This is a genomic window from Micromonospora sp. D93, assembly GCF_018070365.1.
GTDB lineage: Bacteria > Actinomycetota > Actinomycetes > Mycobacteriales > Micromonosporaceae > Micromonospora > Micromonospora ureilytica.
Genome location: NZ_JAGPXW010000006.1, coordinates 211846 through 226131, shown reverse-complemented (window position 1 = coordinate 226131; position 14286 = coordinate 211846). Strand labels below are relative to the sequence as shown.

Genomic DNA, 14286 nt, shown 5'->3' with positions numbered 1-14286 from the left:
CTCGTCGGCACGGTGGGTCACTCGGCGGACGCACGGGCCGCATGGTGGAGCGCCGAACGGACGTCGGTGACCTCGGTCACCCGCATCTGCTCGGGGCCGGCGCCGGTGCTGGCCGGGCCGCAGCCGGGGGGCACCAGGGCCACCTTGAAGCCGAGTCGGGCCGCCTCGGCCAGCCGACGCGGCACCGCCCCGACCCGACGCACCTCGCCGGTCAGCCCCACCTCACCGATCGCCACCAGGTGCGGCGCGATCGCCAGGTTGAGCCCGCCGGAGGCGACCGCCAGGGCCACCGCCAGGTCGGCGGCCGGCTCCACCACCCGGATCCCGCCCACGGTGGCGGCGAAGACCTCCCGGTCGTGCAGGGTCAGCCGCTCGGTGCGCCGTTGCAGCACCGCGAGCACCATCGCCAGTCGCGCCGAGTCGAGGCCGGAGACGGTGCGTCGGGGAGAGCCCGCCACTGTCGCGCCGATCAGAGCCTGCACCTCGGTGACCAGGGCCCGCCGCCCCTCCATGGCCACTGTCACGCAGGTGCCCGGGACCGGCTCCGCGTAGCGGGTCAGGAACAGCCCGGACGGGTCGGCCAGGCTGCTGATGCCGCCCTCGTGCATCTCGAAGCAGCCGACCTCGTCGGCCGCGCCGAACCTGTTCTTCACGCCGCGCACCAGGCGCAGCGACGAGTGCTTGTCGCCCTCGAAGTGCAACACCACGTCGACCAGGTGCTCCAGCACCCGAGGCCCGGCCACCTGGCCGTCCTTCGTGACGTGCCCGACCAGCACTGTCGCGATGCCTCGCTCCTTGGCGACCGAGACCAGCGCGGCGGTGACCGCGCGGACCTGGGTCACCCCACCGGGCACCCCCTCGGTGCCGGTGGTCGAGATGGTCTGCACCGAGTCGAGCACCAACAGGCCCGGCTTGACCGCGTCGAGGTGACCGAGCACCGAGGCCAGGTCGCTCTCCGCAGCGAGGTAGAGCTGCTCGTGCAGGGTGCCCATCCGCTCGGCGCGCAGGCGCACCTGACTGACCGATTCTTCGCCGCTGACCACAAGCGAGGGGCTGCCGGCACCGACCGCCCAATGCTGCGCCACATCGAGCAGGAGGGTCGACTTGCCGACACCGGGCTCGCCGGCGAGCAGCACCACGGCACCGGGGACCAGGCCGCCGCCGAGCACCCGGTCGAGCTCGCTCACCCCGGTGGGCACGGCGCGGGCCGGGGCGGCGCTGATGGTGGCGATCGGTCGGGCCGGCTCGGACGGCATCCGGGAGCTGACCACCCGACCGGAGACGGTCGGACCGGTGACGGTGTGCTCGACCACCGCTCCCCACTCGCCGCACTCGGGGCAGCGCCCCACCCACTTGGGCGGCTGGTGCCCGCAGGCGTCGCACTGGTAGGCGGGACGCGGCTCGCGGGCGGCGGACCGACCACGAGCGGCACCGGCCGTGCCGCCACGCGGAGGGGTCGATCGGGAGGTGGTCACATCAGGACGCTAGCCCTCGCGTACGACGAAAACACCCCGGCGTGGTGGTCACCACGCCGGGGTGTTTGTCGATGTGCGGGTCGGGTCACCCGTGGGTCGTGCCGCCCTCGTCGCCCTCGTAGCCGCCCTCGCGCTCGATGATCGGCGACGGAGGGGCCGCCGGGGTGAGCGGCACCGCGACCGGGGCCTGGCCGGTGACCGTGTTGCCGTTGCCGAAGTCGAAGGTCACGACGACGTTCTGGCCGGAGCGCAGCGCCTCGGTCAGGCCGATCAGCCGGAGCTGCGTGGTGGCCTCGGAGTTGAACTGGATGTAACTCAACGGCGCCAGCTCGATACGCGCCGGCTGGCCCGGGGCGGAGGGGCTGGCCGAACCGGACGCCCGCGCCGACTCCGGGGCGGACGGGGTGGCCGAGGACGACCCGGTCTCGGAGGGCGTCACCGACGGGCTCGGCGAACCGGACGTCGAGTTCGACGGGCTGGCCGAACCGGACGGCGACGGGCTCATGGAGGCGGACTCCGAGGCGGACGGCGACGGGCTCGCCGAGCCGCCGCTGATCACGACCTCGCGCGCGCTCTCGGTGGTGACGGTGACAGTCACCGTCTCCTTCGAGTCGTTGTAGATCACGGCGCCGAGCCCCGCGTCCTGGCCGGCCTTGTAGCCCTCGGTGCCCGGGAAGTCCACGAGCAGGCCCCGCACGGAGAACGAACCGTTGTTGGTCGTGAGGTTGACGCCCTGGACCGACGGCTCCTTCAACGCGGTCTCGGCGATCTGACCGGTGCCGCATCCGGAAGCCAGCAGGCTGGCCGCCGCAATCCCGGACAGCAACAGGGCCGCCCGCCGGGATCCCCTGATCGAGCGCGTCACGTCGGTCCTCCTCGTCACAATCCCCACCCGGGCCGTACGCCGGGCACGGTGGCCATACCCGCGCAGACCGCGCTCCAGGGTAGTTGGGGCTGATCGAGGTCCGCACGCGGACCCGGCAATGCCACCTGCCCGGGTGGCGTTCACACCACCCGACCGCTCGCCACCAGCAGAACCACGTCGATGAGGGCCACCAGCATCACCGCGCGGAAGGCCGCCACCGGCCGCCGGCCGGCCCGGATCGCCGAGCGCCCGGCGTACCAGCTCAGTGGCGGCACCACGGCGGCCGTGCCGACCGCCGCCCAGCCGATGGCTGACGGCGGCCCGGGTGGTCCGAGGACCAGGGCCGCGGTCGCCGCGAGGAGGAGACCCGCCGCGGCCACCCGGCTGCCGGCGGCGCCCAGCCGGTGGGGCAGGCCGCGCACGCCGGTGCGGGCGTCGTCGGCCAGGTCGGGCAGCACGTTGGCGAAGTGCGCGCCGGCACCCAGGCAGGCCGCCGCCGCCACCAGCCAGACCGGCGGGGTCGGCTGACCGGGCAGTGCCAGCACCACGAAGGCGGGCAGCGCGCCGAACGACACGGCGTAGGGCAGCACGGAGAACGCGGTGGCCTTGAGCGGCCAGTCGTAGAGCAGGGCGGAGACCAGGGCGAGCGTCAGCCAGAACGCCGCCGCCGGGTTCGTGGTCAGCGCCAGCAGGGGGCAGGCCACCGCGGCCACCGCGGCGGCCCAGGCGGTGGCGCCTCGACCGACCGCGCCACTGGCGACCGGTTTGTCGGTACGCCCCACAGTGGCGTCCCGCTCGGCGTCCAGCGCGTCGTTGGTCCAGCCGACGGCGAGTTGGCTGGCCAGCACGGCGAGCACCACCGAGACGATTCCGGCCGGCCGGTGGCCCACTCCCCACGCCAGCAGACCGGCCACCGTGGTCACCGCTGCGCCCGGTTCCGGATGGCTCGCTCTGACCAGCCCTAACACCCTCGACGACATAAGGGAAGTCTGGTCGTTACCGAGCAGTCGTGCCACGCTCGGTTCCATGCGAGACGTGGCTGCGGCCGGGGCGGCCACCGGTCCGAGGGTGTTGCCGCGAAACGATCCGCGTCAGTACGACGATCTGGCCGGTGAGTGGTGGCGGCCGGATGGGGCGTTCGCGATGTTGCACTGGCTGGCGGAGGCCCGTGCGGCGCTGGTGCCGCCGGCCACCCGTCCGGACGCGTTGCTCGTCGACCTGGGCTGCGGTGCCGGCCTGCTCGCGCCGCACCTCGCCGGGAAGGGCTACCGCCACGTGGGGGTGGACCTGACGCGCTCGGCGCTCGTTCAGGCGGCCGACCACGGGGTGCGCGTGGTCCAGGGTGATGCCACAGCCGTCCCGCTGCCCGACGGCTGCGCCGATGTGGTCTCCGCGGGCGAGTTGCTGGAGCACGTGCCGGCCTGGCCGCGCGCGGTGGCCGAGGCCTGTCGGCTGCTACGCCCGGGCGGGTTGCTGGTGCTGGACACCCTGAACGACACGGCGCTGGCCCGGCTGGTCGCGGTCCGGATCGCCGAGCGGCTGCCGACGGTCCCGCGCGGCATCCACGATCCACTGTTGTTCGTGGACGCGCGGACACTGGTGGCGGAGTGCGCCCGGCACGGTGTCGACCTGCGGCTGCGGGGCATCCGTCCGCAGGTCGGCGGCATGCTCGCCTGGCTGCTGCGCCGTGCCCGCGCGAGCCGAACGGCCGGCGCGGTGCCCGCCGGCCGCGCGCCGCGCATCGTGCCGACCGGGTCCACCGCCGTGCTCTACCAGGGCCGGGGGGTCCGCAAAGGATAGTCGGGCCGGGGCGGGGTATGGAACGCCAAGGAGGGGGCGAGATGACTGTGCACGCGCTTGAGGCAGCACGCCGGTTGGCGCCACGATTCGCGGCGCGGGCGGCGGAGCACGACCGGGACGGTTCCTTCCCCGTGGACGACTTCGCCGACCTGCGAGAGGCCGGCCTGTTCGGGCTGATGGTGCCCCGGGCGCTCGGCGGCCTGGGAGCCACCTTCGCCGAGTACACAGCGGTGGCCACCGAGCTTGCCCGGGGTAACGGCGCGACCGCCCTGGTGTTCAACATGCACGCCTCGGTTACCGGCGCGCTGGGCGCGGTCACCGAGGAGTTGGCCGAGGCGCTGGGCGTACCGGACGAGGCGCTGGCCGCCCGCGACCGGCTGCTCAGCGCGGCGGCGCAGGGCTCCTGGTATTCGGTCGCGATGAGCGAGCGTGGCTCGGGCGCGCGCTTGTCGCAGCTGACCACGGCGTACGAGGCGACCGACGGGGGCTGGCACCTCAAGGGCAGCAAGACCTTCTGCTCCGGCGCCGGGCACGCGGACGGCTACCTGGTGGCGGCGCGTAGCGCGGTCGACCAGTCGGTGGTGTCACAGTTCCTGGTGGCGGCCGGTGATGGGGTGACCGTGGAGCCGACCTGGGACTCGCTCGGCATGCGCGCCACCTCCTCCCACGACCTGCACCTGGACGTCAGCGTGCCCGCCGACCGGCTGCTCGGGGGGGTGGAGGGGCTGGCGCTGGTGGTCGCCCAGCTGATGCCGCACTGGCTGGTGGCCAGCTACGCGGCCGTCTACGTGGGGGTCGCCCGCGCGGCGATCGACGCGGCGGCCGAGCACCTCAACGCCCGTAACCTGGCCGGTCTGCCGGCGGTGCGGGCTCGACTGGGGCGGGCGGACGCGGCGACGGCCGCCGCACAGCTGGTGGTGGCGGAGGCAGCCCGCCGGGTGGACGAGGCGCCCGGTGACGAGGAGACCAACCGCTGGGTGTGGCGGGCGAAGCTGCTCGCCGGCACCACGGCCGCCGAGGTGGCGGCGTCGGTGCTGGAGGCGGCGGGCACCTCGGCGACCCGCCGTGGTCATCCGCTGGAGCGGCTCTACCGCGACGCCCGCTGCGGCTCACTGCACCCGGCCACGTCGGATGTCTGCGCCGACTGGTTGGGCATCGCCGCGCTGGGCGGCGACCCGGATCGTGACGGATCGGCGCCACGTTGGTGAGCCCGCCGCACCGGGCTCGCACGGAGGAACGACCAGCCGAGGTGGTTGGTGGGACGGCCAGGGGGAGGACAGCATCTGACGAGAGGTGGGGATCGTGTCCGTACCAGTGATCGCGGGGCTCGGGACAGCGCAGCCGCCGTCCGCTTCGCAGGACGAGTTGTGGGAGGGCTTCTTCTCCCGGCACTTCACCGGCACCACCCGAGCGTTGGCCGAGCGAATCTTCGCCAACTCGGGGGTGACCCGGCGGCAGGCCGCGGTCAACCCGCTGCTGGAGGACGTCTCGGACTGGCCGACCGAGCGTCGGATGCGCCGCTACCAGGTGGAGGCGCTGCCGCTGGGCAAGGAGGCGGTGGGTCGCGCGTTGACCGCGGCCGGGCTGAGCGCCGGCGACATCGGGATGTTCATCGTCTGCTCCTGCACGGGGTACGCCACCCCGGGGCTGGACATCCTGCTCGCTCGGGACCTGGGCATGGCCGCGGACACCCAGCGGATGTTCATCGGCCACATGGGTTGTTATGCGGCCCTGCCGGGGCTCGGCGCGGCGAGTGACTTCGTCACGGCCCGGGGGCGTCCGGCGCTACTGCTCTGCGCGGAGCTGACCAGCCTGCACATCCAGCCGTCCAGCGCCCGGGTGGACACCCAGCAGATCGTCTCCCACGCGCTCTTCTCGGACGCCGCGGTCGCCGCCGTGGTCGTGCCGGGCGGCCCGGGGTACGCGGTGCGCGAGGTCACCGCCGTCACCGACACCTCGACCGCCGATCACATGACCTGGGACGTCACCGACGCGGGGTTCCGGATGGGGCTGTCGTCGAAGGTGCCGCAGGTGCTGTCGAGGCACGTCCGCAGGCTGGTCGACGACCTGTTGGCCCGGCACGGCGTCGCCAGCTCCGAGGTGGACGGTTGGGCGGTGCACCCGGGTGGGCCGCGGATCCTCAACGTGGTCGAGCGGGAGCTGGCGCTGCCTCCGCAGGGGTTGGCGGCGTCCCGCGCGACGCTCGACGAGCACGGCAACTGCTCGTCGCCGACCGTGCTGCTGATCCTGGACCGGTTGGGCCGGGCGACACCGGCGGCTCGGCGCATCGTCATGCTGGCCTTCGGCCCCGGTCTCACCCTGTACGCAGCCCTGCTGGATCGACAGGACTGAGCCTCCGGCCGGTACGCTCGGGGGGTGGATGCGACGGCGGACGACCGGCTGCGCTCGGTGGTGCTGTTTGGTGCTGTGGCGGCCGTTCTGGTCGTCGGCGGCTGGTGGTGGCGTGCCGCCGCGCCGGCGTCGACGGCAGGAGCGGCTGTCCCTTCGGCGGCGGCCGTGCCATCGGTCGGGCCGAGCGTCAGCACCCCAATGGAACGTCTCCTCGCGGCTGAGGAGCCTGATGAGCGGCTGACGGTGCGGATGGACCCCAACACCGGCGAGGTCCTGCGTGTGCATAGCGGCCCGCGGTTGGTGATCGACCCGGAGACGGGCTCGATCAGCGACATCGAGGGCGATCCTCGGGTGCTCTTCTCCGCGGGTGACCTGCCCGTGTTCCAGGAGACGATCTGGCGGGAGCAGCGGGACCTCGCTGCTGGCCAGGAAGTGACCCGGCAGGCCGGCAACGACGGTGCGCGCTACCTGCTCCAGTACCAGTGCACCCGCCCCGGCACGATGGCGGTTACGACCGACGGAGCCAAGATCAACGGTCCGGTGCGCATCGACTGCGACGGCGCGATCGCCCATGCCGAGGTGCTGCCGGGTCCCGGGCCGTTCCGGGTGTCGCTGTCGGCCGTCGACCGGCCCATCGACATCCAGGCGCAGCTCGTCGCCCTGCCCCCTCGCTAGCACTGCCGCTCAGGCGGCGAGGTTGCTCAGGTCGCCCCGGTAGGACTCGATCGTGCCCAGGTCGGGCAGTACCCGGGTCACGATGCCGGCACGGTCGACCAGCAGGGCGGCCGCGGCGCCGGGGCGGGCCGGTTGGCCCAGGAACGAGCGCAGTCCTCCGGCGGGGTCGGCGAGGGCGTGAGCCTGCCGCTGGGTGGTCGGCCCACCCGGGCCCGTCCGCCCTCCGGTGACGGTGACCACGGCGACACCAGCGGGTGCGGCCGCCAGGGCATCGCTGACCCGGTCCGGGCAGGGGCAGCCGTCCAGCAGGATGATCATGGCGGGTAGTAGGCCGCGCAGTGGCACGGGCTCGTCGTCCGCGTCGACCAGGTCCAGTGCGGGCAGCGCCCGACCGGCGAGCGTCGCGGGTGGCGCGTAGGGGGCCGGGGTCGGACGGTCGGTGCCGCGGTTGGCTCGAGGCCAGGTGACCACCAGCAGGCCGGCCAGCGTGGTGAGGACGGCCACCAGTAGGACCAGCAGTGGCAGGCCCAGGGCCCGGGGACCGCCCGGGAGGCCGCTGGCCCGGCGCAGCTCACGGCGGATCTGGGCGGCCTCGGCGGCCAGTGCGGAGGCGTCGTCGGGAACCACCACGCGTCCCCATTCGGGCGGGAGGCCGGGCAGGCCGTCGGCTGGCCCGTGACCCTCTGCGTCCGGCTTGCCCATCGGACCCCCTGGAAGCGTCTCGAGAGCGGAGTGCGGCTCGTGCCTCCAGGGTCGCGCACCAGGGGCTCCTCCCGCTACATCTGGGCGCAGTCCTGCTGGCCGGGCTACCATGGGAGGAGCGCATAGCCCTTGATCTCGACGTTCTGTTCACCCGTACCGGGCAGTCATTTGCGCGTTACGGAGCGTGTTCGAACCATCGGTTTGACCGCCTGTCAAGCTGAAGCAAGACCTCTCACAGGGCCCCTGAGCTGCGCCAACGGTCAGGACATCGGTGAGACATCGGTGCCTGAGCGTGTTACCCTAGACACAGCGAAAGGGGTTTCGAACCTATGGTTTTCAGTGTCGGCGAGACCGTTGTTTACCCCCACCACGGGGCCGCACTCATCGAGGCAATCGAGACTCGGGTCATCAAGGGCGAGCCTAAGCAATACCTCGTCCTGAGGGTCGCGCAGGGTGACCTGACGGTCCGGGTGCCCGCCGAGAATGCCGAGATCGTGGGCGTGCGCGAGGTGGTCGGCGAAGAGGGCCTCGGCCTGGTCTTCGACGTTCTCCGGGCTCCGCACACCGAGGAGCCGACCAACTGGTCGCGGCGTTACAAGGCCAACCTGGAAAAGCTGGCTTCCGGCAACCCGCTGAAGGTCGCCGAGGTCGTTCGCGACCTGTGGCGCCGGGAGCGGGAGCGGGGCCTCTCTGCGGGCGAGAAGCGGATGCTCGCCAAGGCCCGCGACATTCTCGTCGGCGAGGTCGCGCTGGCGGAAAAGAGCACCAAGGACGAGGCGGAGACGCTGCTCGACAAGGTCCTCACCGAGGCCTAGTCCGCAGAGCATCGTCGTACCCACGAAGTAGCGAAGAAACCACAGGACCGCGACGTGACCGCGCAGCTAAATCCGCGCGGTGACGTCGCGGTCCTCGTGCCTGCGGCGGGTGCCGGCGTACGGCTCGGCCCCGGCCGACCCAAGGCGCTGCGCCTGCTCGCCGGTGAGCCACTGTTGGTGCACGCCGTGCGTCGACTGGCAGCCGCGCCCTCCGTGCACACCATCGTGGTGGCCGCGCCGGCCGCCGAGGTGCAGGCCGTCCGTGAGCTGTTGGCCCCGATCGCGCGGGTGATCGTGGTGCCCGGCGGTGCGGAACGGCAGGCGTCGGTCGCCGCCGCACTGGCCGCGGTGCCCACCGGCCCGACGATCGTCCTGGTGCACGATGCCGCCCGGGCGCTCACCCCGCCCGAGCTGGTCGAATCCGTGGCGGCGGCGGTGCGTGGCGGGCTCGACGCGGTGATCCCGGTGCTGCCGGTCGTCGACACGATCAAGGAAGTCGGTGCCGACGAGGTGGTGCTCGGCACCGTCGACCGTTCCGCCCTGCGCGCGGTGCAGACCCCGCAGGGTTTCCGGCGCACCGTGCTCAGCGCCGCACACGCCGCCGCCGGTGACTCTCTCACCGACGACGCCGGGCTGGTCGAGAAGCAGGGTGTCGCGGTGAGCTGCGTGCCCGGCTCGGAGTACGCGCTGAAAATCACCCGCCCGTTCGACCTGGCTCTGGCGGAGCATCTGCTTGCCGCGTCCGGTTGACGCGTACCCTCTGATCATGATCGTTCCCCGGGTGGCCATCGGCACCGACGTGCACGCGTTCGAGCCGGGCCGGCCCTGCTGGGTGGCCGGGCTGCTCTGGCCCGAGCAGGACGGCCTCGCCGGGCACTCGGACGCCGATGTGGCGGCCCACGCCGCCTGCAACGCGCTGCTCTCCGCCGCCGGCCTCGGTGATCTCGGTTCCGCCTTCGGGGGGGGCCAGCGGGTGTGGGAGGGCGCGTCCGGGGTGGCGTTGCTGCCCGAGCGGGCCCGCGGGGGGGGGGCCGCCGGCCTGGAGATCGGCAACGTGTCCGTGCAGGTCATCGGCAACCGCCCCAAGATCGGCCGGCGCCGTGCGGAGGCGCAGGAGGTCCTGTCCGCCGCGGTCGGCGCCCCGGTCACGGTCTCGGCGGCGACCACCGACGGGCTCGGCTTCGCAGGCCGTGAGGAAGGGTTGGCCGGGGTCGCTGTGGCCCTGGTGTACGACGCGCCGGCCGCCTAAGCTCGCCGCGATGTCCAGCGAACCCACCCCCGACCAGTCCGCCGCCGACGGTTACGTCCAGCGGGCCCAACTCCTCGCCGAACTCGGCCGCTACGACGAGGCGGCCGGGGAGTTGGCCTACGGGTTGGCCCTCCAGCCGGATGACGTGGACGCGCTCACCATGCTGGCCCGGGTGCACCTGGCCGCCGACCGCCCGGCCGAGGCTCTCAGCGCAGCCGACACGGCAGTGACCGCCGCACCGGAGGCCCTCCCGCCGCTGGTCGCCAGGGGCATGGCCCTGGCCGATCTGGAGCGCTACAGCGAGTCGGCGGCCACCGCCGACCGGATCCTCGCCCTGGGCCCGACCGACGCGTACGCCCAGCGGAGCGCGGCGGCGATCCTGGCCGGCGCCCGCAATGGTCAGCCGGCGCTGAACGCTGCCTGGCGGGGTGTCGAGTTGGCCCCGCAGGAGCCGCAGGCGCACCTGGTGCTCAGCCTGGTCGCCGCCCGGCTGGACCTGTTCGACCTGGCCGAGCGGGCCTACCGGGAGGCGCTGCGGCTCGACCCGCGGATCGCCGAGGCCGGCCACGACGTGGGTGTCATGCGGCTGGAGCAGCGCCGCTGGTCGGAGGCGTTGGAACACGTCGCCGAGGCGGTGACGGTCAGCCCGAGCCGGATCGACTCGCCACGGACCCTCGCGTACGGGCTGCACCGCCTGGTGCTCTACGGCGCGGGCTGGTCGCTGGTGGCGGCGGTGCTCGTCGCGTTCGCGGCGCCGGCGAGCGACGGGTTCTCCCGCATCCTGGCGGTGCTCGCCGCGCTCACCGGCGGGATCGTCGTCTGGCAGCTCGCAGCCCGGCTGCCGGGGCTGACCCGGACCGTCCTGCCCGCCCTGCTGCACGCGGACCGCGCGATGGCCCTGGCGATCTACGCCGTGGCCGCCGCGCCGCTGCTGTTGTTGGTGTACGCCATGGTCGGCTCCCCGTGGCCCCTGGTGCTGGCCATCGCCGTCACGGCGGTGGCCGAGTTCGCCGTCTTCACGCGTACCGCCATCCGCTAGCGCGCCCAGGTCCAGGCGTATCCCTCGTCTTCGCAGGCGCTCGCGGCGTCGCAGAGATCCAGCGGGCGGAAGGTGTCGACCATGACGGCGAGTTCGTCGAAGTAGTCCGCGCCGATGGAACGCTCGGCGGCGCCCGGCTGGGGGCCGTGGGTGAAACCGGACGGGTGCAGTGAGATCGACCCCTGCTCGATGCCGGAGCCGCGCCGCGCCTCGTAGTTGCCCCCGGTGTAGAAGAGCATCTCGTCGGAGTCGACGTTGTGGTGGTTGTACGGCACGGGGATCGACTGCGGGTGGTAGTCGACCTTGCGGGGCACGAACGAGCAGATGACGAAGTTGGGCCCCTGGAAGGTCTGGTGCACCGGCGGGGGCTGGTGGATGCGGCCGGTGATCGGCTCGAAGTCGTGGATGGAGAATGCCCACGGGTAGAGGTGCCCGTCCCAGCCGACCACGTCGAACGGGTGGTGCGCGTAAGTGTGACGAGTCCAACCGCGCCGGTGCCGGACCAGCACCTCGACCTCCTCGCCGTCGACGAGCAGCGGGGCGTCGGGGCCGCGGACGTCCCGCTCGCAGTACGGCGAGTGCTCCAGGAACTGGCCGCGTACGGAGAGGTAGCGCTTGGGTGGGCCGATGTGCCCGGACGCCTCGACGGCGAGCATCCGGACGGGCTGGTCGCCGGTGGGCACCAGCCGGTGGATGGTGGAGGTGGGGATGACGATGTAGTCGCCGGCGACCGCGTCCAGCACCCCGAACGGGGACTCGACCCGCAGGGTGCCCGACTCGACGTAGAGGCAGTGGTCGCCGGTGGCGTCGCGGAACAGCGGTGAGGGCTGGTCGGCGAGGACGTACCCGATGCGTACGTCGTCGTTGGCGAGCAGGTACTGCCGGCCGAGGATGGGGTCGGAGCCGCCGGTGTCCAGTTTGTGGGTGCGCAGGTGGCGGGGCTTGAGCGGCAGGTTCGGCGCCCGGGTGAACGCGGGCGGGGTGAACTCGTCGGCGGCCAGGATCGCGGTGGGCGCGTACCGGTGGTAGAGCAGGGACGAGTCGGAGGAGAAGCCCTCCTGGCCCATCAGCTCCTCGGCGTAGAGGCTGCCGTCGGGCTGCCGGAACTGGGTGTGGCGCTTGCGCGGCACCTCGCCGACGCTGCGGTAATACGGCATCTCGCCTCCCGATATGACCCGTTCACCGGCCGAAGGCGTCCGATAATCGGACGCTGTTGTCCGTTCCTCGTAGCGTCCCGTACATTCTTGTTCCGTGTCAACGCAGGTGCCCGCACTCCTCCACGGCCTGGTGGACGACGCCGCCGTCTTCCCTCCGGGCAGTGCCGCGCTGCACGACGCCCTGGCCGCCCACCGCCAGCACCGCGCCGCCTGGTACGCCGACCTGGTCGGCCCGCTGCTGATCCCCGCCTCGGACGTGGCGGCCGGTGAGCTGAGCGGTCTCGTCGATCCGGGCGAGGGCCTGGTGGTCGGCGTGATCGGTGACACCGGGATCGGGAACCTGCCGTTCGCGTTGTCGTTCCTCGCCCCGGACGGCGTGACCCCACGCCAGGTCGAGGTGGCGGTCGCCAAGCGCGGTGAGGATCCGCTGCCCGGCATCGCCGATCTGCTGCGGCTGACCGACGCGCTACCGGACGTGGAGGCCGTCTACGCCGAGCTTCCGCTGACCTTCGGGCTGATGGGCGCGCTGGACGCGCTCGTCGCCGCGCGGGCCGACGGGGTGCCGATCGCGGCCAAGTTCCGCACCGGCGGCCTGGCCGCCGAACTCTTCCCCACGCCGACCGAGCTGGCCGCGGTGATCTGCGCCTGCCGGGACCGGGGCCTGCCGTTCAAGCTCACCGCCGGGCTGCACCAGGCGATCCGACACCTGGACCCGGAGACCGGGTTCACCCACCACGGCTACGCCAACGTGCTGGCCGCGACCCTGGCTGCCGCCGACGGTGACGGGGCGCGCTCGGTCGCCGAGCTGCTGACAGTTGTCGACCCGCGCCCCCTGGTGGAGCGGACGACGGCACGACTGGACGGGCCCCGGCCCCTGTGGGTGGGCTTCGGCTCGTGCAGCATCCTGGAACCACTTACCGATCTGATCCGGCTTGGGCTGGTGAACGGGGGCTACGACGCATGACCTGGGTGACCGGCGCCGACGGTTCGTCGTACGGGGTGACGAACCTGCCGTACGGGGTGTTCCGGCAGAACGGGGGTCCGTCGCGGATCGGCGTGCGGATCGGATCCTGGGTCTTCGACCTCGCCGCGGCGGAGGCCGCCGAGCTGGTGCTGGCCGCCGGCACGCTGTGCCGACCCGTGCTCAACGACTTCATGGCCCTGGGCCGTCCGCAGTGGACGGCGGTGCGGCAGCGGATCACCGAGCTGCTGACCGACCCGGCGCACCGGGACGCTGTGGAGCCGCTGCTGCTGCCCCTCGACGACGTGGAGCTGCTGCTCCCCGTCGAGGTTGCCGACTACGTCGACTTCTACTCATCCGTTCATCACGCGTCGAACGTCGGGCAGATCTTCCGCCCCGGCCAGCCGCCGCTGCTGCCCAACTGGAAGCACCTGCCCATCGGCTACCACGGCCGGGCCGGCACCGTGGTCGTCTCCGGTACGCCGGTGACCCGGCCGACCGGGCAGCGGGCCTCCGCCGAGGGTCCGGTCACCGGCCCATCGGTACGCCTCGACATCGAGGCCGAGGTCGGCTTCGTGGTGGGCGTACCCAGCGCGTTGGGCGATCGGGTCTCCGTGGACGACTTCGCCGAGCACGTCTTCGGGGTGGTGCTGGTCAACGACTGGTCGGCCCGGGACATCCAGGCCTGGGAGTACCAACCGCTCGGCCCGTTCCTCGGCAAGTCGTTCGCCACCTCGGTCTCGGCCTGGGTGACGCCGCTGGACGCGCTCGGCGACGCCTTCGTGCCGGCCCCCGACCAGGACCCGCCGGTGGTCGACTACCTGCGGGACGTGCCGCACCTGGGCCTGGACCTCCACCTGGCGGTCGAGTGGAACGGTGACCAGGTCAGCGAGCCCCCGTTCGCCACCATGTACTGGACTCCCGCACAGCAGTTGGCGCACCTCACCGTCAACGGCGCGTCGCTGCGTACCGGCGACCTGTACGCCTCCGGCACCGTCTCCGGCCCGGACCGGGGGCAGGTCGGGTCCTTCCTGGAACTGACCTGGGGAGGGGCCGAGCCGGTCAAGGTGGGTGACGAGAGCCGCACCTTCCTCAACGACGGCGACACGGTGACCATCACGGCCACCGCGCCCGGCCCGGACGGCACCACCATCGCCCTCGGTGAGGTATCCGGCACGGTTCGTCCGGCCCGCTGA

The 14286-nt window shown here is 72.9% G+C and carries 15 protein-coding genes; 10 read left to right on the top strand and 5 right to left on the bottom strand.

Translation table 11 applies throughout. From position 1 onward, the window contains the following. Window positions 1-17: 17 nt before the first annotated feature. The 3 genes from radA to KBX71_RS10305 all read right to left on the bottom strand — a co-directional run bounded on the left by radA (window position 18) and on the right by KBX71_RS10305 (window position 3320). Window positions 18-1475 (bottom strand): DNA repair protein RadA, encoded by a 1458-nt coding sequence (gene radA, locus KBX71_RS10315; RefSeq protein ID WP_210817731.1) that lies wholly within the window; start codon window positions 1473-1475, stop codon window positions 18-20. Window positions 1476-1560: 85 nt separating this feature from the next. Next, window positions 1561-2340 carry a hypothetical protein gene (locus KBX71_RS10310; RefSeq protein WP_210817730.1) on the bottom strand — a complete coding sequence of 260 codons (780 nt, stop codon included), beginning with the start codon at window positions 2338-2340 and terminating at the stop codon, window positions 1561-1563. Between the two features lie 140 nt (window positions 2341-2480). Then, window positions 2481-3320, bottom strand: coding sequence for a UbiA family prenyltransferase (locus KBX71_RS10305; protein ID WP_374102592.1), 840 nt, complete (start codon window positions 3318-3320; stop codon window positions 2481-2483). A gap of 46 nt (window positions 3321-3366) precedes the next feature. Here KBX71_RS10305 and KBX71_RS10300 point away from each other — a divergent pair, with 46 nt between their 5' ends. The 4 genes from KBX71_RS10300 (at window position 3367) to KBX71_RS10285 (ending at window position 7167) form a co-directional block, all read left to right on the top strand. Beyond that, window positions 3367-4140, top strand: a complete 774-nt coding sequence (locus tag KBX71_RS10300) for a bifunctional 2-polyprenyl-6-hydroxyphenol methylase/3-demethylubiquinol 3-O-methyltransferase UbiG (RefSeq protein ID WP_210817728.1) — start codon at window positions 3367-3369, stop codon at window positions 4138-4140. Window positions 4141-4181: 41 nt separating this feature from the next. Then, window positions 4182-5348 carry an acyl-CoA dehydrogenase family protein gene (locus KBX71_RS10295; protein WP_124818984.1) on the top strand — a complete coding sequence of 389 codons (1167 nt, stop codon included), beginning with the start codon at window positions 4182-4184 and terminating at the stop codon, window positions 5346-5348. Between the two features lie 94 nt (window positions 5349-5442). After that, a complete protein-coding gene (locus KBX71_RS10290) occupies window positions 5443-6492 on the top strand; it encodes a type III polyketide synthase (RefSeq protein WP_210817727.1) in 1050 nt (349 codons plus the stop codon). A gap of 24 nt (window positions 6493-6516) precedes the next feature. Next, entirely contained in the window at window positions 6517-7167 is a 651-nt protein-coding gene (locus tag KBX71_RS10285) for a hypothetical protein (RefSeq protein ID WP_210817726.1), read from the top strand. A 9-nt stretch (window positions 7168-7176) separates the two neighbouring features. On the opposite strand, the gene KBX71_RS10280 is transcribed toward KBX71_RS10285, so the two are convergent. Then, the gene (locus KBX71_RS10280) at window positions 7177-7869 is read right to left on the bottom strand and encodes a hypothetical protein (protein WP_210817725.1); all 693 of its coding nucleotides are present in this window, start codon (window positions 7867-7869) and stop codon (window positions 7177-7179) included. A 329-nt stretch (window positions 7870-8198) separates the two neighbouring features. Here KBX71_RS10280 and KBX71_RS10275 point away from each other — a divergent pair, with 329 nt between their 5' ends. Genes KBX71_RS10275 through KBX71_RS10260 form a run of 4 tightly spaced genes read left to right on the top strand, consistent with a single transcriptional unit; the run spans window position 8199 to window position 10972 of the window. Further along, window positions 8199-8684 carry a CarD family transcriptional regulator gene (locus KBX71_RS10275; RefSeq protein WP_196929198.1) on the top strand — a complete coding sequence of 162 codons (486 nt, stop codon included), beginning with the start codon at window positions 8199-8201 and terminating at the stop codon, window positions 8682-8684. A gap of 54 nt (window positions 8685-8738) precedes the next feature. After that, complete coding sequence (gene ispD / locus KBX71_RS10270) at window positions 8739-9434, top strand: 2-C-methyl-D-erythritol 4-phosphate cytidylyltransferase (RefSeq protein ID WP_210817724.1); 696 nt, start codon at window positions 8739-8741, stop codon at window positions 9432-9434. A 13-nt stretch (window positions 9435-9447) separates the two neighbouring features. Continuing rightward, window positions 9448-9933: a 2-C-methyl-D-erythritol 2,4-cyclodiphosphate synthase gene (gene ispF / locus KBX71_RS10265; protein ID WP_210817816.1), complete on the top strand. Its 486-nt coding sequence runs from the start codon at window positions 9448-9450 to the stop codon at window positions 9931-9933. A 10-nt stretch (window positions 9934-9943) separates the two neighbouring features. Further along, entirely contained in the window at window positions 9944-10972 is a 1029-nt protein-coding gene (locus KBX71_RS10260; protein ID WP_210817723.1) for a tetratricopeptide repeat protein, read from the top strand. On the opposite strand, the gene KBX71_RS10255 is transcribed toward KBX71_RS10260, so the two are convergent. Further along, window positions 10969-12129, bottom strand: a complete 1161-nt coding sequence (locus KBX71_RS10255) for a homogentisate 1,2-dioxygenase (protein ID WP_210817722.1) — start codon at window positions 12127-12129, stop codon at window positions 10969-10971. The genes KBX71_RS10260 and KBX71_RS10255 overlap by 4 nt on opposite strands. Window positions 12130-12223: 94 nt before the next feature. Here KBX71_RS10255 and KBX71_RS10250 point away from each other — a divergent pair, with 94 nt between their 5' ends. Continuing rightward, window positions 12224-13093, top strand: coding sequence for a hypothetical protein (locus tag KBX71_RS10250; RefSeq protein ID WP_210817721.1), 870 nt, complete (start codon window positions 12224-12226; stop codon window positions 13091-13093). Further along, a complete protein-coding gene (gene fahA, locus KBX71_RS10245; protein ID WP_210817720.1) occupies window positions 13090-14286 on the top strand; it encodes a fumarylacetoacetase in 1197 nt (398 codons plus the stop codon). The genes KBX71_RS10250 and fahA overlap by 4 nt, the downstream gene beginning before the upstream one ends.

Coding starts and splice junctions, on each gene's coding strand:
- KBX71_RS10305 (WP_374102592.1), bottom strand. CDS start 3,320: ATGTCGTCGAGGGTGTTAGGGCTGGTCAGAGCGAGCCATCCGGAACCG.
- KBX71_RS10300 (WP_210817728.1), top strand. CDS start 3,367: ATGCGAGACGTGGCTGCGGCCGGGGCGGCCACCGGTCCGAGGGTGTTG.
- KBX71_RS10295 (WP_124818984.1), top strand. CDS start 4,182: ATGACTGTGCACGCGCTTGAGGCAGCACGCCGGTTGGCGCCACGATTC.
- KBX71_RS10280 (WP_210817725.1), bottom strand. CDS start 7,869: ATGGGCAAGCCGGACGCAGAGGGTCACGGGCCAGCCGACGGCCTGCCC.
- KBX71_RS10275 (WP_196929198.1), top strand. CDS start 8,199: ATGGTTTTCAGTGTCGGCGAGACCGTTGTTTACCCCCACCACGGGGCC.
- KBX71_RS10260 (WP_210817723.1), top strand. CDS start 9,944: ATGTCCAGCGAACCCACCCCCGACCAGTCCGCCGCCGACGGTTACGTC.
- KBX71_RS10255 (WP_210817722.1), bottom strand. CDS start 12,129: ATGCCGTATTACCGCAGCGTCGGCGAGGTGCCGCGCAAGCGCCACACC.
- fahA (WP_210817720.1), top strand. CDS start 13,090: ATGACCTGGGTGACCGGCGCCGACGGTTCGTCGTACGGGGTGACGAAC.